This is a genomic window from Bradyrhizobium paxllaeri (assembly GCF_001693515.2).
Classification (GTDB): Bacteria; Pseudomonadota; Alphaproteobacteria; order Rhizobiales; family Xanthobacteraceae; genus Bradyrhizobium; species Bradyrhizobium paxllaeri.
This window is the reverse complement of the sequence record NZ_CP042968.1, coordinates 2,689,065-2,705,661: the sequence shown is the minus strand read 5'-3', so window position 1 is coordinate 2,705,661 and position 16,597 is coordinate 2,689,065. Positions and strand designations below refer to the sequence as shown.

The window sequence follows — 16,597 nt, the reverse complement described above, 5'->3', positions numbered from 1 at the left end:
GACATCATGAGATTGCTCGCTTGCCGATGATCGCGAAACGGAGCTTGCCGGACATCCAGTCGATTGCCGATACCGTTATCAGGATAAGCAAAATCAGAAACGATACCTTTTGCCATTCCAGCACCCGGATTTGCTCGGCAAGTTGAAGTCCAATTCCGCCTGCCCCGACGATTCCGATAATCGTCGCCGACCGCGTATTCGACTCGAAGTAGTAGAGCACCTGACTTAACAAGATCGGAAAGACCTGCGGCAGCAATCCGAACCGGACGCTATGGAGATGGTTGCCGCCCAATGATCGAACCCCCTCAGCGGGGTTCTTGTCGGCCGCCTCGATCGCTTCCGAGAATAACTTCCCAAAAGTCCCAAAATCGCTGCAGATGACTGCCAAGATAACTGCGAACGGGCCCAACCCCACGACGCCAACCCAGATGAGGGCCCAGATCAAGGTATCGACGCCACGAATGGTATCGAGGCTGCGGCGTGTCAAAAGGTGGACGATCCAGTTTGCAACCACATTGCGCGCCGCCAGCAGGGATACCGGCAACGCGAGCAGTGCCCCGCCCAGCGTGCCGAGAAACGCGATCGAAACCGTCTCTCCGAGAGCATGCAGATATTTCAATACTTCCGCCCAGGAACCAGGATTAGGCGGCAACATGAGCCGAACGAATTCACCCAGCTTGACCATTCCCTCGGAGAGCCGGTGAAAGGGAATGTCGAGCTGAACGATCCCGAACAGAAAAAGCGCAACCGCCCCGCCGACGCCTATTGCGATTTTTCCCCGATGCCACCAATCCGGCCGGAAAACGTCCGGGTGACGTTCGACGATGCCAGCCCGGTTTTCAAAACTGAAAGAATTCATGCAGCGGAACCCTCCAGCCCGAGGAGGCCGTGGCGCACGCGCTCCGTGATAAGGTCGATCAACATGACGGTGACGATAATGAGCAAAAGGATGGCACTGACATCGGTGTAATAGAACTTGCGAACGGCCTCGATCAAATCCTGGCCGATCCCGCCGGCGCCGACAAAGCCCATCACGGCCGCGCCGCGGACGTTAATCTCGAATCTCAGCAGGGCATAGCTTACGAAGTTCGAGAGAACCTGAGGCACCGCGCCAAACCGAACAATCTGAAGCCAGCTGCCTCCGCTTGCCGCCACCCCCTCGATCGGTTTGCTATCGATATTCTCGACAACCTCGGCGAACTGCTTGCCCAGCGCACCGGTGGTATGGATTGCGATGGCGAGAACGCCCGGCAGTGGCCCCAGACCAAATGCCAGCACAAAAATCAGGGCAAAGACGATCTCCGGCACGGTCCTGCAAAATTCGAGAACGCGTCGCGTGACAAAAACGGTCGTACGGGACTTCACGAGATTGGCCGATGCGAAGAAACAGAGAGCGAATCCGCATATCGCTCCCGTGAGCGTTCCCATATACGCGATCAGCAACGTGTCTCCGAGAAGTCGCGTCCAGCGAGGCAGTCCCCAAAGCCACTCGGTGAGATCAACCCACGCAGTCGAGAGCGAAAACTTAGGAGCGATGCTGGCAAAATAGGCCGGGAAGCGCCAGAAATTCTCGACGAAATTCCCAAAATTGACATCGCCCATCCAGCCAGCAGCAATCGCCGCGGCGATCAGGACCGCCGACCCCAGCCATACGCGCCGCCGCTTGGCGGCAACCGCAGCCGCATAGCGATCAGCGAGCTCTCGCAGCCTGGCTTCCGGGAATTCGGGGACTGCTGTTCGCATGGGATGTTCAGGAGAAAGAATGGGCGGATTTCGCGATCTGCCCGATCCATCTGGCCCCTTCGTTCCCCTCAGGATTTCTGCTTGCGAATGCTGTCGACAAACTTGGTGAGATCGATCACAGCCTCATAGGCCTTGTGATCAACCTCGACGAAGGGCAACTGCTTCCCCTCGTAGATCTTGTCGAAAGCGGCCTTGTCCTTCACCGCAATTTCCAGCACCGCCTTCTTGATCGCCGCCTTGAGGTCAGCAGGCAGGCTGCTGAGATAAGCCATCGGCGAATTCACAATCTGTTCGGACTTCATGATGATCTTGAAATCGGCGGCCTTCGCCATACCCTTCCGTTCCATCCGGAGCAGGTTCGACTCCTTCTCATCATTCCACCAATTGAACGCCGCGTCGCAGGTACCCTGCGCAAGCCCGATCACCGCGTTCTCATGGCTTCCCGAATAGACCACCTTAGAGAAGAACTTTTCCGGGTCGATACCCATCTTGTCCATCGCGAAACGCGGGACGTTGTTGCCTGACGTTGAATTGGGATCGACAAGGCACAGATTCTTGCCCTTCAGGTCCTTGATGTCCTTGTAGCTCGAATCGCTTTTGACATAGAGGACCGAATAATAGCCTTTGGTTCCGTCGCCATTCACTTCGATCGCGAACGGCTCGACCTTCGCACCGATGATGTAGGCGCGCGCGTAGGACGCCGGGCCATACATCGCTATGTGGATGTTCCCTGCCCGCTGGCCTTCGATAACAGCGGCATAATCGTTGGCGATCCGAAGCGTGACCTTAGTGCCGAGCTCGCGGGACAGATACTCTGCCAAAGGCGTCCATCGGTTGGTTGTGCCCGAGGCATTCTCATCGGGAACCTTTGCGAATACCAATTCAGGATACTTTGCCTTCCAGTCCTGAGCCGTGGCAGCCGAGGCCGAGAACGCCAATGCCGCTGCAGCGGCGAAAATCATACGACTGTTTATCATGACGTCTCCTGTTTCGCAGTGATGAAGCTGGCGGATTTAGACGCCGCACAGCTCCTGATTTGCAGACGCAAGGCTCAGGCTGCGGCGACCGTACCGAGCGCGGGAATCGGAGCACGGACCGGCACATGCTCTCGCGCCGCATCCATTATCTCATCCGCCTCGAGATCGTAGAGCTCGCGCGCGATATGATCGGTCAGCATCGCCGGCGCACCGTCGAACACAATGCGGCCAGCCGACATGCCGATCAGGCGGTCGCAGTAGCTGCGCGCCAGATCCAGCGAGTGCAGATTACAGACCACCGTGATGCCGAAATGCTTGTTGATGCGCAGCAGCGCGTCCATCACGATCCGGGTGTTGCGAGGATCGAGTGAGGCGATCGGCTCGTCAGCAAGGATGATGTCGGGCTGCTGAACCAGCGCACGCGCAATCGCGACGCGCTGCTGCTGGCCACCCGAGAGCTGGTCGGCGCGCTGCGCCGCAATCGAGGCCATATCGAACTGCTCAAGCGCCGACATCGCAATTGCTTTGTCCTCTTCGGGCCAGAGCTGCGCCAGCGACCGCCATGTCGGCACTGTTGAAAGCCGTCCCATCAACACGTTGGTCAGAACGTCGAGGCGGCCGACCAGATTGAACTGCTGAAAGATCATCGCCGAGCGCACGCCACTGCCGCAATTCCTTGCCGCGCAGCGCGGTGACGTCGACGCCTTCGAACAGGATCCGGCCTTCGGAAGGTTCGGCGAGGCGGTTGATCATCCGAAGCAGCGTAGACTTTCCGGCGCCGGATCTGCCGATTACCCCGACGAAGCTGCCGGGCTGAATCGAAAACGACGCATTGTCCACCGCAGCCTTGGTGCCGAACCGGCACGTCAAACCTTCCACAACCAGCATGCAATGCTCCAGAGTTCCTGTCGTGGAGCATCGCTAGCGGCTCGATCTTACAGTTGTGTGACACGACTGCTGCGGTGCGGCGTTCGTCCACAGCAGCAGCCCGCGTCACGTATCCGTCATGATCTTGTCATCAAGCGCATCGAAGACGAGCGCACCCGCCCCTGCCCCGATTGCTGATGGATTCTACCGATGGCCGGCAAGATGCTCTCCACTGAACCGATGATCGATCCCACTGCGTCGGTGCGCGACTGCCAGCTTGGCGCCTATACCGAGGTCGGCGCCCGAACCATCCTGCTCGAAGTCACGATGGCCGGCTATTCCTATGTCGTGAACGACTCCCAGATCACCTACACCACGATCGGGAAATTCTGTTCGATCGCGGCCATGACGCGGATCAATCCGGGCAACCATCCGATGCACCGGGCCTCACAGGCGCATTTCACCTACCGCGCCAGCAGCTACTTTCCGGGCGAGAGCGACGATGCCGAGTTCTTTGCATGGCGGCGCGAGCATCACGTCCATATCGGCCACGACGTCTGGATCGGCCATGGCGCGGTGATTCTGCCCGGCCGCTCGATCGGCACCGGCGCGGTGGTCGCGGCCGGCGCCATCGTCACCAAGGACGTGCCTGCCTACACCATCGTTGCGGGTAATCCGGCCCGCCCGGTCAGGCGGAGGTTTGCGGAATCGATAGCCAAGCGGCTCACGGAGCTCGCATGGTGGGACTGGGACCACGAGACACTTCGCCGCGCCCTGCCCGATTTCCGCAAGCTCGATGTCGAAGGCTTTCTCGAAAAATACCAACCCGCCGGAGCGTCCGGCCGTCCGCAATTCAATCAGAGTGCCGCATCGTGACCGAACTGTTCATCGAAGGTGGCCGAGCGCTGCTCGGCAATGAAATCGTCGAAACCGGCTTGCGGATCGCCGGCCGCGAGATCGCCGCCGTGGGTGCGGACGACAGCCACGGCGCAACGGGCATCAACGCCAGCCGGCTGCTGGTGCTGCCGGGCATTGTCGATCTGCATGGCGATGCCTTTGAGCGGCAGATGATGCCGCGCCCCGGAGTCGATTTTCCGATCGATGTGGCGCTTGTCGATAGCGACCGGCAGGCGGTCAGCAACGGGATTACGACCGTCTATCATGCCACGACGTGGTCGTGGGAGCCCGGCCTGCGCAGCGCGGACAATGCGCGGAAATTGCTGGAGGCGATCGAGCAGATGCGGCCACAACTCGCCGCCGACACCCGCTTCCATTTGCGCCACGAGACCTACAATCTCGACGCGGAAAGCGAAATCATCGACTGGCTGGGGCAAGGCCGCGTCGACCTGTTCGCGTTCAACGATCATATGGACTCGACCGTCGCCAGCCTCGCCAAGCCACAGAAGCGCAGCCGGATGGTCGAGCGCACGGGGCTCAGCAATGAGGCGTTCGATCGCCTGGTGGAAAGCGTGGTCTGCCGCGGCCACGACGTTCCGGCGTCGATCGCCCGCCTGGCGCAGGCGGCGTGTGCGGCTGATGTCCGGATGCTCTCGCATGACGATGAGAGCCCGGCGATGCGGCAGACCTTTCGTGCGCGGGGTGTCGCCATTGCCGAATTTCCGGTCAACGAGGAAACTGCCCGCGATGCTGCCGAAGCCGGCGACTTCATCGTGTTCGGCGCGCCCAATGTCGTGCGCGGCGGCAGCCACACCGGCTGGACCAGGGCATCCGACATGATCGCCAAGGGCCTGTGCTCGGTGCTGGCGTCAGACTATTACTATCCCGCGCCGCTGCTGGCGGCTTTCCGGCTTGCGGCTGACGGCGTCGTGCCGCTGGCCGCGGCCTGGCAATTGATCTCATCGGCGCCGGCGCGCGCCGCCGGCCTCGCCGATCGCGGCACGCTTGCCGCGGGACAGCGCGCCGACATCATTCTCATCGATGACACGGTGCCGTTGCGGCCGCGGGTAGTCGCCGTCATTGCCGCGGGACGACTGGTGCATCTGACGGAGGCGAACCGTCTCGTTCGTTCATCTGCCATTCCACGCAAGGCGGTTGCAGCCGCGTAAGGCGGCTCTATTCTGGCGCAATGGCAAACTTTCCCCGTTACGCAATCTATTACACCTCGGCACCCGACAGTGCGCTCGACCGGTTCGGCGCGTCGCTGCTCGGCTACGACACCCACAGCGGCGAAGACCTTCCCTTTCCGGATGGTCTCCCACCGGACTGGCGCGACCTGACGCAGGATCCGCGCAAATACGGCTTTCACGCCACGCTGAAGGCGCCGATCACGTTGGCCGACGGCAAGGCCGAGGCGCGGCTTGCCGCGGCATGCGAATTGTTTGCCGATCTCGCCCGGCCGGTGCCGGTGATCCGGCCGATCGTCGATTCGATCAGCGGTTTCATCGCGGTCATTCCCGCCGAACCGTCGGCAGATCTCGACCTGCTTGCCGCCGAGGCGACCAAGGCATTTGATCCGTTCCGCGCTCCCCTCAATGGGGAAGATCGCGCGCGGCGCAATCCGGCGGCGTTGACGCCACGGCAACGCGATTATCTCGACCGCTGGGGTTATCCTTACGTCTTCGAAGAATTTCGCTTCCACATGACACTGACGGGGCGGTTGCCCGCGGAACGGCGCGGGCCGGTCGTGGCGATGCTGCGCGAGCGGTTTGCGGCAACCGGCATGGAGACGCTCGCGATCGACGCCATCGCGCTATGCCGTCAGGACGATGCGACTTCGCGGTTTCGGGTCATCGGCCGCTGGCAATTGCACGATTGACGCTGCCGGCATTCACTCCGCCAGCGCTTCCTTGCGCGTCTTCAATATTGCCGGCGACAGCAACGCCACCAGCAGAATGGCGACGACGCCGAGGATGACCGCGCTGATCGGCCGCGACAGAAAGACGGTGAAATCGCCGTCCGCGATCAGCATCGCGCGCCGGAAATTTTCCTCAAGCTGCGGACCGAGCACGAGGCCGAGCAGAAGCGGCGCCGGCTCGACGCCGATCTTGATGAAGAAATAGCCGAGCAACGCGCAACCCGTCATCAACCAAACGTTGAACAGACTGTTGGCGATGCCATAGGTGCCGATGCAGCAGAACAGAACGATGGCGGGAAACAGCAATCTATAGGGAATCTTCAGCATCGAGACCCACAGGCCGATCAACGGGAGGTTGATCACCAGTAGCATCAGATTTCCCACCCACATGCTGGCGATGACGCCCCAGACGAGCTTGGGCTGCTCGGTCATGATCTGCGGGCCGGGCTGGATGCCCTGCATCATCAGCGCCCCGATCATCAGCGCCATCAGCGCATTGGCGGGAATGCCAAGCGTCAAAAGCGGAATGAAACTGGTCTGCGCGCCGGCATTGTTGGCGGCCTCCGGACCGGCAACGCCCTCGATCGCGCCCTTGCCGAACCGCGAGGGATCACGCGCGAGTTTCTTCTCCAGCGCATAGGAGGAGAACGGCGGAAGCGCAGCGCCGCCACCTGGCAGCACGCCCAGCACGGAGCCAAGCGTCGTGCCCCGCACCATGGCCGGAAACGCTGCCCGCAAATCCTCCCGGCTCGGGATCAGGCTGCGGATCGACTGGCTGACGACGCGGCGCTCGGCGGGCCGCTCCAGATTGGCGATGATTTCGCCGAGCCCGAACAGGCCCATCGCGATCGGCACGAAATCAAGCCCGTCCGACAGCGCGGCGATGCCGAAAGTCATGCGCGCGACGCCCGAGGAGACGTCGATCCCGACGAGGCCGAGCAGCAGCCCCAGCAGCACCATCGCCAGCGATTTGGCGACCGAACCATGCGCGAGAACGACTGCTGCAATCAGGCCGAGCACGAGCAGACTGAAATATTCGACCGCGGTGAATTTGAGCGCCAGCACCGACAACGGCACGCTAAGCACGGCGATCACGATCGTCGCCATCGTGCCGGCAAAGAACGAAGCGATGGCGGCAATCGCGAGCGCGGTTCCTGCCTTGCCCTGCTTGGCCATCTCGTGACCGTCGATACAGGTCACGACCGACGACGTCTCACCCGGCACATTGACCAGGATGGCGGTGGTCGAGCCGCCATATTGCGCGCCGTAGAAGATGCCTGCGAGCATGATCATGGCGCTGGCGGGCGACAGGCCGAAGGTAAAGGGCAACAGCAACGCCACCGTCGGAATCGGACCGATGCCGGGCAGCACGCCGATCGCGGTGCCGATCACCACGCCAATCAGGCAGAACAAGAGGTTGTTGAGTTCGAGGGCCGTCGAAAGGCCCATCAGCAGGTTGTTGAAGAGGTCCATATTTTTTCTGCCTGCAAAGCGCGCTGCTAGCGCGGCCAGATCGGGATCGGCAGGCCCAGCAACTTGACGAACAGAAGCACCGCCGCACCCGAGAGCAGGATGGCAAACGCTATCGTTTCGACGATCCGCCCTTCTCGCGTGGCGAGGCTGGCGAGGATCACGGTGACGACGGAAGCAATGGCGAGGCCGAGGCGCTCGGCCGTCAGCGCGAAAACGCCGACAGACGCCACGATCGCCAGCAACGGCCGCAACTGAACCGGCGCGATGCCGACGCGCACGCGCCAGAGCCCGCGCCCGGTGAAGAACAGACCGAAGCCCATCAGCGCGAAGGCGACGACACGGGGCATGTAGCCCGGCCCCATGTCGGCGGCGTGACCCACCGTCAGGTTGCGCGTGGCAACGAGCGTACCCGTCGCCACCGCCACCAGAAACAGGCCGAACAGCAGGTCCTGCAGGTCGATCCGGAAACGCGTCATCGGCCCGCCTCAGCTACCCTTGATGCCGGCCTCACGGATGATGGTGCCCCAGCGACCCGTCGCGTCCTTCAGCCAGTTGCGGAATTCGTCCGGCGATTGGGCGCGCACCACGCCACCCTGCTCGGCGACCTTCTGCTGAATCTCCGGCATCTCCAGGATCTTGCGGATTTCGGCGTTCAACCGCGCGACCATGGCGGGCGGCGTTCCGCCCGTCGTCAGGATGCCCTGCCAGGTCCCGGCGTCGCCCCCGGGCAGGCCCGCCTCCTTGAAGATCGGCAGATCGGGAGCCGACGCCAGCCGCTGCTCCCCGGTGACCGCAAGTCCGGTGAGCTGCTTGTTCAGCACGAACGGCATGGTTGCGATAGCGCCATTGATGATCACGCCGCTCTCTCCGGATACGACGGCGCGCGAGGCGGCTGCGCCGCCCTTGTAGGGAACGTTCTTCCACTGAATCCCGAGTTGCTTCGCCATCGCCACCGCCGTGATGTGGGTGGCGCCACCGACGCCCGAATTGGCGATGGTGAGCTTGTTCGGGTTGGCCTTGGCGTATTCGATCAGTTCCTTAACCGACTTCGCCGGCACCGATTCATGGACGGCCAGAACGTAGGGACCGAACATCACCATGGAAATGGGCGCGAGATCCTTCTCGACGTCGAAGGTGAGATCGGAGAACAGGCTGGGCGCGGTCGCCAGCGATCCGACATCCATCAGCAACAGGGTGTGGCCATCGGGCTGCGCCTTGGCGACGGCGTCGGCTCCAAGATTGCCTGCGGCACCAGGCTTGTTCTCGACCACCACCGACTGCCCGATCGCAGCTGATAGCTTCGGGCCAATCAGGCGGGCCAGGATGTCCGAGGTGCCGCCGGGAGCAAACGGCACGATCAGGCGCACCGGCCGCTCGAAATTCTGAGCCACGGCCCCGCTTGGTGCCAGGGCACATATCGACACCGAAAGGACGGCGGCGGCGAACGCCCGGGCGAGAGATGGCATCAACATTGTTCTTCCTCCGTTTCAAAGCGCAGTTCCGCGCGATCCCGCCGTTTCACCGGCCGGCTGCAGGCCTTTCGAGGCTGGGTTACGCGAAATGATAGGTCATGGGCCAGGTCGCCCATGAATTAGACTGCGGATAGGTCGATACCTTTTTTGGATGGATCGGCCGTGCGCGAGCCGATAGAAGACATCATCCGGCAGGTCCGCTGCCCCTCGTTTCAGGTCGAAGATACGGATTTCATGTTTGAGTTGAGCCAGTTGCGTTGCTTCGTTGCAGTTGCAGAAGAACTGCATTTCGGGCGTGCGGCGCTGCGGCTGAACATGACGCAGCCACCGCTCAGCCGCCAGATCCAGATTCTCGAACGCGTCCTCGACGTGAAGCTCCTGGAACGCAGCAACCGGGCCGTTCGGCTGACGCCCGCCGGGCAGCGTTTTCTGGCGGACGCGCGACATCTGCTCAAACTGGCGGAAAGCGCCGCCGCGCTGGCCCGGCGGGTAGCAAGCGGCAAGGCCGGATCGATCAATATCGGCTTCACGGCGACATCGGCCTACAGCTACGTTCCGGCGCTGGTCGCGGCCTGCCGGCGTGAACTGCCCGATATCGAGATCTCGCTGAAGGAAATGGTCTCCAGCGACCAGCTCAAGCGGCTTGATTCCGGCGAAGTCGATATCGGCCTGCTTCGGCCGCCGATTCCGCGTGGCGGCCTCGGCGCCTTCCGCGTCACGGCAGAGCCGCTGGTCGCGGCGTTGCCGGGCGGCCACCCGCTGGCAAAGGTAGACCAACCGCGCCTGGAGGATCTCGCGAGCGAGCCCTTCATCATGTACGAGCCCTATGAAGCCCGCTATTTCCACGATCTCCTGGTCGAGCTGTTCTCACGCGCAAGCCTGGTGCCGAATTACGTGCAGCATCTTGCCCAGATCCATTCGATCCTTGCCATGGTGCATTCCGGTGTCGGCGTGGCGCTGGTCCCCGAGGCTGCGTCGAATCTGCGTTTCAGCGGCGTAGCGCTGCGGCCCGTCCTGATGCAGTGGCAACGGCCGGCCGAGTTGTTCTTTGTCTGGCGCAGTGACAATGACAATCCGCTTCTACCCGCCATTGCCGGCATCGCCCGAGACCTCGCCGCTCAAGCGGGCTCGATCCAATCAATGGATCGATCGATACAGTGATTGGTCTCCATCTGTGACCATCTTGCATTAGTCCTTCAGCGTAAGCCGCTGAAGGATCAAGGCATGAGCAAGATGACTCCCAAGGAGATGGCGAAGCAGATCGGCAATGGCCTGCTGTCGTTCCCCGTCACACCGTTTCGGCCCGACAACGCGTTCGACGAAACCCGCTACCGCTCAAATCTGGAGTGGCTGTGCGGCCATGAGGTCGCGGGTCTCTTCGCCGCCGGCGGCACCGGCGAATTCTTCTCGCTGAGCCCGGACGAGGTCCTGAAGGTGGTGGCGACGGCGGTGGACGAGACAAGGGGACGCGTGCCGGTGCTCGCCGGGATCGGTTACGGTACGGCGATGGCGACACAACTTGCCATTGGGGCCGAGGCGGCCGGCGCCGACGGCTTGCTGCTGCTGCCACCCTATCTGGTCTTCTCCGAACAGGACGGCCTGGCGGCCCATGTCGAGGCGGTGTGTAACACTACCAAGCTCGGCGTCATCGTCTACAATCGCGATAATGCGATCCTGAACGAGGATACGCTCGAGAAGCTGTGCCAGCGCTGCCCCAATTTGGTCGGCTACAAGGACGGCATTGGCGACATCGAGCTCATGACCCGCATCCATCTGCGCATGGGTGACCGGCTGACCTATATCGGCGGGCTGCCGACCGCCGAAACCTTTGCGCTGCCCTATCTGGAAATGGGCGTCACCACCTATTCCTCGGCGGTATTCAATTTCGTCCCGGAGTTCTCGACCAAGTTCTATGCGGCCGTGCGGCGCCGCGACCGCGAGACGGTGCAGGCGGGGCTGCGCGACTTCATCCTTCCTTTGATCGCAATCCGCAACCGCAAACGCGGCTATGCCGTATCGATCATCAAGGCGGGCATGAAGGTGATCGGCCGCGACAGCGGCCATGTCCGCTCGCCCCTGACGGACCTGACGCCGGCCGAGACCGAGGAGCTGACAGCACTCGTCGCGCGGCTCGAGACCAGCGAGTTCGCTAGGCGGGAGCTGGCGGCCGCCTAGGGTCTGTTGAGATTCAGGATTCACAGATTGGAGTGCCCGTGATTCAAGCTCCGAAAGGAGTTTGGAATGCACCGATTCGTTTTGACGGACGCTCAATGGGCGAAGATGGAGCCGCTTTGTTTGGGCAAGGCCACGGACCCCGGCCGCACAGGGGGTGACAACCGTTTGTTTCTCGAAGCAGTGCTGTGGATCGCGCGCACGGGCAGCCCATGGAGAGACCTTCCGCCGACGTTCGGCAACTGGAATACGGTGTTCAAGCGCTATCGCGATTGGGTGAAGGCCGGCGTTTTCAAGCGGATTTTCGATGCCGTATCGGATGATCCGGATATGGAGTTCGCCATGGTCGACGCGACAATCGTCAAAGTTCACCGCCACGCGCAGGGAGCAAAAGGGGGACAAAAAATCAGGCCATCGGCAAGTCGAAGGGCGGCTGGACCACGAAAATCCTCGCGCTGACCGACGCACTTGGGAACCTGGTGCGGTTCATCCTGCTCCCCGGCCATCGCTTTGACACCGTCGGCGTCGCGCCCCTGATCAAGGACCTCGAATTCGGCGGCTTGATCGCTGATAAGGCTTTTGATTCCAACTGGATCATCGAAGACATGAATGAGCGCAAGGCGAAGGTCGTAATCTCGCAGCATCAAAGGCGCGCCAAGCCTCTCGACATCGACAAGGACATCTACAAATGGCGCCACCTGATCGAGAACTTCTTCGGCAAGCTGAAGGAATTCAAGCGCGTGGCAATGCGATGCGACAAGACAGACAGCAGTTTCGAGGCGATGATCTACCTCGCTACCGCCGTCATCCATTCCAGGTGAATCTCAACAGACCCTAGAGCGAGATGGGTTGGAGTCGAATCGAGATGCCGTTAGTGCGAAGCACTAACGATCTCGTGTCCCGGACGCAGTGCAAAGACCCTTCGGCGGCACACCGCAGGGCCCAGACACAAAATCGCGAAAACAACCCCATGCAAAGTAGAATGGGCCCGGCTCGCAGCACTCACGCCGCTTGCGTCCGGTACACGAGATGATCCATCGTCACGGCCCAACCTAATCTCATTCTGCTCCAGCCCGCCCCTATCGTCGCTGGTTATAGACATCGAGGCAGACGGCGCCGAGCAGCACCAGGCCCTTGATCACCTGCTGGTAGTCGATGCCGATGCCGAGGATGGACATGCCGTTGTTCATGACGCCCATGATCATGGCGCCGATCACGGCCCCGCCCACCTTGCCGACACCGCCATAGGCGGATGCGCCGCCGATGAAGCAGGCCGCGATGACGTCGAGCTCGAAGCCGGCGCCGGCCTTCGGCGTCGCCGTATTGAGCCGCGCGGCGAAGACGAGACCGGCGAGCGCCGCCAGCACCCCCATGTTGACGAAGGTCAGGAACGTCAGCCGCTCGGTCTTGATGCCGGAGAGGCTAGCCGCCCTGGCGTTGCCGCCGATGGCGTAGATGTGACGGCCAATGACGGTGCGGGTGGTGACGAATCCATAGAGCGCGATCAGCGCCGTCATGATGACGAGTACGTTGGGCAGGCCGCGATGCGAGGCGATCAGGCCGGCGAAGAACACGATCACCGCGAACAGCACCGCGCTCTTGGCGACGAAGAACCCAAAGGGCTCGACCTCGATGCCATGCGAGGCCTGCCGCGCCCGGCTCTTGGCGCTGGTATAGACCAGGGCCACCGCCAGCACGGCCCCGATCAACAGCGACGTGGGATAAAGCGTGCCGGCGCCGGGAAACAGTTCCGGAATGAAGCCCGACGACAATTTCTGGAAGGTCGGCGGAAACGGCCCGACCGATTGACCCGCTAGGATCGCAAGCGCAAGGCCCTTGAACACCAGCATGCCGGCCAGCGTCACGATGAAGGACGGGATCTTGAAATAGGCAACCCAATAGCCCTGTGCGGCGCCGATCAGCGCGCCGACCAAAAGGCAGGCGATGAAGGCCAGCGGATAGGCCACGTGGTAGCGCACCATCAGCACGGCAGCGACGGCGCCGACGAACCCCGCGACCGAGCCGACCGAGAGATCAATGTGACCGGTGACGATGATCAGGAGCATGCCGAGCGCCATGATCACGATGTAACTGTTCTGCAGCACCAGATTAGTCAAATTGAGCGGCTGCAGCAGCGTGCCGTCGGTCATGACCTGGAAGAACAGCATGATCGCAAACAGCGACAGCAGCATGCCGTAATTGCGCAGATTGTTCTTGATGAAGCCAGCGTGCCCGGGCAGCGCAACCGCCTTGTCGGTCATGGTTGCAATTCTCCCTGAAGTACCTTCTTGTCCATTTCCTTGTTGCGCATGATGGCGCGCATGATCCTTTCCTGGGTGGCCTCGGCGACGGCGAATTCACCGACGAACGCGCCATCATTCATCACCAGGATGCGGTCGCAGACGCCAAGCAGTTCCGGCATTTCCGACGAGATCATCACCACCCCCTTGCCCGCCTCGGCAAGCTCATTGATGATACAATAGATTTCGTATTTTGCCCCGACATCGATGCCGCGCGTCGGCTCGTCGAGGAATAATACTTTCGGATCGGTCATCAGCCATTTCGACAGCACCACCTTCTGCTGATTGCCGCCGGAGAGCTGGCCGGTCTCCTGATAGACATCGGAACAGCGAATTCGCATCCGGTTGCGATAGTCGTTGGCAACGCGCAGTTCGGACATGTCGTCGATCACGCCCTGCCGCGCCACCCGGCCAAGGCTCGCCAGCGTGATGTTCTTGCGGACATCCGCGTCCAGGATCAGGCCGAGCTCCTTGCGATCCTCGGTAACGTAAGCAAGGCCGGCATCGATCGCGGCCGCCACGCTTGATAGATTCACTTCCCTTCCGTCGAGCCAGACACGCCCGCTGATCCGCTCGCCCCAGGCGCGGCCGAACAGGCTCATCGCAAATTCGGTACGGCCGGCGCCCATCAGCCCGGCGATCCCGACGACCTCGCCGCGGCGGACCTCGAAATCCACGCCCTTGATCACACGGCGATCCCTGTGCAACGGGTGATGCACCGTCCAGTCCTTGACGGTAAAGACCGGTGCACCGATCGTGGCCGTGCGTTGCGGAAAGCGATGGGCCAGATCGCGATTGACCATGCTGCGGATGATCCGGTCCTCTTCCACCGTCTCGGCCCGGCAATCGATGCTGTCGACGGTGCGGCCGTCGCGCAGCACCGTGATCCGGTCAGCGACGCGCGCGACCTCCGACAATTTGTGCGAGATCAGGATCGAGGCGATGCCCTGGGCGCGGAAGGCCAGCAGGCGATCCAACAGCGCCGCGCTGTCGTTCTCGTTGAGGCTGGCGGTCGGCTCGTCGAGAATGAGCAGTCGCACCTGCTTGGACAAGGCTTTGGCGATTTCGACCAATTGCTGCTTGCCGACGCCGAGATCCGTCACCAGCGTATCCGGCATCTCGGTGAGGCCGACCTGAGCGAGCAATTCCTTGGTCCGGCGGTAGACCATGTCGCGGTCGATCACGCCGAGACTCGACGGCGGATGCGACAGAAAAATGTTCTCCGCGATCGACATCAGCGGAATCAGCGCCAGTTCCTGGTGGATGATGATGATGCCCAGCGTCTCGGAATCATTGATGTCGCGAAAACGCCGCTCCTCGCCGTCGAAGATGATGCTGCCTTCGTAGTCGCCATGGGGATAGACGCCGCTCAGGACCTTCATCAGGGTCGACTTGCCGGCGCCATTCTCGCCGACCAGCGCGTGGATCTGCCCCGCCTCCACCGTGAAATTGACGTCGCGCAACGCCTGCACGCCGGCAAAGCTCTTGCTTACGCCGCGCATTTCGAGAATTGCGGTCATCGCGTCATCACGTCCTTTTTCTCTCCACCGCAGCCACCTGTTGCGGACAGGTGGCGGCGCCAGCCATCGCCGGCGCCGCCGTTCCGATTAGTCGATCTGCGACTTCTTGTAGTAGCCGCCCTCAATCAGCACCTTCTCCCAATTGCTCTTGTCGACGACGACGGGCTTCAGGAGATAGGACGGTACCACCTTGACGCCGTTGTTGTAGGTCTTGGTGTCGTTGACGGTCACTTCCTTGCCGCTGAGCGCTGCGTCCACCATGTCGGCGGTCACCTTGGCGAGATCGCGGGTATCCTTGAAGATGGTCGAGTATTGCTCGCCGCGCAGCATCGACTTGATCGACGGCACCTCGGCATCCTGGCCGCTCACAACGGGCATCGTCATGTTGCCGCTGCCATAGCCGACGCCCTTCAACGACGAGAGGATGCCGATGGAGAGGCCGTCATAGGGCGAGAGCACCGCATCGACCCGCTTGCGGCCATAGAACGCGCTCAGGAGGTTATCCATGCGGGCTTGGGCGGTGGCGCCGTCCCAGCGGAGCGTCGAGACCTTGTCCATGCCCTTCTGGCCGCTGCCGATCACCAGCTTGCCGCTGTCAATATAGGGCTGCAGCACCGACATCGAGCCGTTATAGAAGAAGTAGGCGTTGTTGTCGTCCGGCGAGCCGCCGAACAATTCGATATTGAAGGGGCCCTTGCCGTCCTTCAACCCCAACGCCCGCTCGATCGACTGGGCCTGCAGCACGCCGACCTGGAAATTGTCGAAGGTGGCGTAGTAATCGACATTGGGCGTGTCGCGGATCAGACGGTCATAGGCGATCACGATGATCCCCTTGGCCTTGGCCTGCTTCAGCACGTCCGACAGCGTGGTGCCATCGATTGCCGCAATCACCAGCACCTTGGCGCCCTTGGTCACCATGTTCTCGACCTGCGAGAGCTGGTTTGGAATATCGTCCTCGGCATATTGCAGGTCGGTGCCGTAGCCGCGCTCCTTCAGAATCTTGACGATGTTGTTGCCGTCGTCGATCCAGCGCGCCGAGGATTTGGTCGGCATGGCGATGCCGACGGTTCCCTTGCTCTGGGCGAAAGCGCCGGTCACCGCCGTTGCGGCCATGGTTGCTGCCAGCGCCAGGGCCGACAATGTGGTCTTCAGACTAGTCATGCTTCACTCCCTTGATATCAGAGGATCTGTTCCCTGGATTGTCGGACCGCTGAATGCGGTTCTTGAAACTCGCTCGCTCTTTCGCGTTTGTGCCGCT

14 protein-coding genes and 2 pseudogenes are annotated in these 16,597 nt (G+C 61.8%); 6 read left to right on the top strand and 10 right to left on the bottom strand.

What is annotated here, in order from left to right:
- Nucleotides 1-4: 4 nt before the first annotated feature.
- The 4 genes and pseudogenes from phnE (LMTR21_RS12665) to phnC form a co-directional block, all read right to left on the bottom strand.
- The gene (phnE, locus tag LMTR21_RS12665) at nt 5-859 is read right to left on the bottom strand and encodes a phosphonate ABC transporter, permease protein PhnE (protein ID WP_065749910.1); all 855 of its coding nucleotides are present in this window, start codon (nt 857-859) and stop codon (nt 5-7) included.
- Nucleotides 856-1,743: a phosphonate ABC transporter, permease protein PhnE gene (gene phnE / locus LMTR21_RS12660; RefSeq protein WP_065749909.1), complete on the bottom strand. Its 888-nt coding sequence runs from the start codon at nt 1,741-1,743 to the stop codon at nt 856-858. The genes phnE (LMTR21_RS12665) and phnE (LMTR21_RS12660) overlap by 4 nt, the downstream gene beginning before the upstream one ends.
- A gap of 68 nt (nt 1,744-1,811) precedes the next feature.
- Complete coding sequence (gene phnD / locus LMTR21_RS12655; RefSeq protein ID WP_065749908.1) at nt 1,812-2,720, bottom strand: phosphonate ABC transporter substrate-binding protein; 909 nt, start codon at nt 2,718-2,720, stop codon at nt 1,812-1,814.
- A gap of 74 nt (nt 2,721-2,794) precedes the next feature.
- A pseudogene (gene phnC, locus LMTR21_RS12650) lies at nt 2,795-3,608 on the bottom strand (phosphonate ABC transporter ATP-binding protein).
- A gap of 189 nt (nt 3,609-3,797) precedes the next feature.
- Here phnC and LMTR21_RS12645 point away from each other — a divergent pair.
- The 3 genes from LMTR21_RS12645 to LMTR21_RS12635 are packed head-to-tail and all read left to right on the top strand — an operon-like array spanning nt 3,798 to nt 6,363.
- Nucleotides 3,798-4,463, top strand: coding sequence for a transferase hexapeptide repeat family protein (locus tag LMTR21_RS12645; RefSeq protein WP_065749907.1), 666 nt, complete (start codon nt 3,798-3,800; stop codon nt 4,461-4,463).
- Nucleotides 4,460-5,653 (top strand): alpha-D-ribose 1-methylphosphonate 5-triphosphate diphosphatase, encoded by a 1,194-nt coding sequence (locus tag LMTR21_RS12640; protein WP_148635963.1) that lies wholly within the window; start codon nt 4,460-4,462, stop codon nt 5,651-5,653. Before LMTR21_RS12645 ends, LMTR21_RS12640 begins: the two co-directional genes overlap by 4 nt.
- Before the next feature lie 20 nt (nt 5,654-5,673).
- Nucleotides 5,674-6,363, top strand: a complete 690-nt coding sequence (locus LMTR21_RS12635) for a DUF1045 domain-containing protein (protein ID WP_065749905.1) — start codon at nt 5,674-5,676, stop codon at nt 6,361-6,363.
- A 12-nt stretch (nt 6,364-6,375) separates the two neighbouring features.
- Here the strand turns inward: LMTR21_RS12635 and LMTR21_RS12630 are convergent, their stop codons facing one another.
- From LMTR21_RS12630 to LMTR21_RS12620, 3 genes are read right to left on the bottom strand one after another with little or no spacing between them, the layout of a single operon-like run.
- On the bottom strand, nt 6,376-7,875 hold the full coding sequence (locus LMTR21_RS12630; RefSeq protein ID WP_065749904.1) for a tripartite tricarboxylate transporter permease: 1,500 nt from the start codon (nt 7,873-7,875) through the stop codon (nt 6,376-6,378).
- Nucleotides 7,876-7,901: 26 nt separating this feature from the next.
- Nucleotides 7,902-8,351, bottom strand: a complete 450-nt coding sequence (locus LMTR21_RS12625; protein WP_065749903.1) for a tripartite tricarboxylate transporter TctB family protein — start codon at nt 8,349-8,351, stop codon at nt 7,902-7,904.
- A gap of 9 nt (nt 8,352-8,360) precedes the next feature.
- The gene (locus tag LMTR21_RS12620) at nt 8,361-9,347 is read right to left on the bottom strand and encodes a Bug family tripartite tricarboxylate transporter substrate binding protein (protein WP_065749902.1); all 987 of its coding nucleotides are present in this window, start codon (nt 9,345-9,347) and stop codon (nt 8,361-8,363) included.
- A 234-nt stretch (nt 9,348-9,581) separates the two neighbouring features.
- On the opposite strand from LMTR21_RS12620, the gene LMTR21_RS12615 reads away from it, so the two are divergent.
- From LMTR21_RS12615 to LMTR21_RS12605, 3 genes and pseudogenes are all read left to right on the top strand, one after another.
- Nucleotides 9,582-10,508 (top strand): LysR substrate-binding domain-containing protein, encoded by a 927-nt coding sequence (locus LMTR21_RS12615; protein ID WP_065750343.1) that lies wholly within the window; start codon nt 9,582-9,584, stop codon nt 10,506-10,508.
- Nucleotides 10,509-10,571: 63 nt separating this feature from the next.
- Nucleotides 10,572-11,522, top strand: a complete 951-nt coding sequence (gene kdgD, locus LMTR21_RS12610; RefSeq protein WP_065749901.1) for a 5-dehydro-4-deoxyglucarate dehydratase — start codon at nt 10,572-10,574, stop codon at nt 11,520-11,522.
- A 66-nt stretch (nt 11,523-11,588) separates the two neighbouring features.
- A pseudogene (locus tag LMTR21_RS12605) lies at nt 11,589-12,340 on the top strand (IS5 family transposase).
- Between the two features lie 258 nt (nt 12,341-12,598).
- Here LMTR21_RS12605 and mmsB read toward each other — a convergent pair.
- The 3 genes from mmsB to chvE all read right to left on the bottom strand — a co-directional run bounded on the left by mmsB (nt 12,599) and on the right by chvE (nt 16,500).
- Nucleotides 12,599-13,780 carry a multiple monosaccharide ABC transporter permease gene (gene mmsB, locus LMTR21_RS12600; protein WP_057837014.1) on the bottom strand — a complete coding sequence of 394 codons (1,182 nt, stop codon included), beginning with the start codon at nt 13,778-13,780 and terminating at the stop codon, nt 12,599-12,601.
- Complete coding sequence (mmsA, locus tag LMTR21_RS12595; RefSeq protein WP_065753191.1) at nt 13,777-15,339, bottom strand: multiple monosaccharide ABC transporter ATP-binding protein; 1,563 nt, start codon at nt 15,337-15,339, stop codon at nt 13,777-13,779. The genes mmsB and mmsA overlap by 4 nt, the downstream gene beginning before the upstream one ends.
- A gap of 87 nt (nt 15,340-15,426) precedes the next feature.
- Nucleotides 15,427-16,500, bottom strand: coding sequence for a multiple monosaccharide ABC transporter substrate-binding protein (gene chvE / locus LMTR21_RS12590; RefSeq protein ID WP_065753190.1), 1,074 nt, complete (start codon nt 16,498-16,500; stop codon nt 15,427-15,429).
- Nucleotides 16,501-16,597 lie beyond the last annotated feature (97 nt).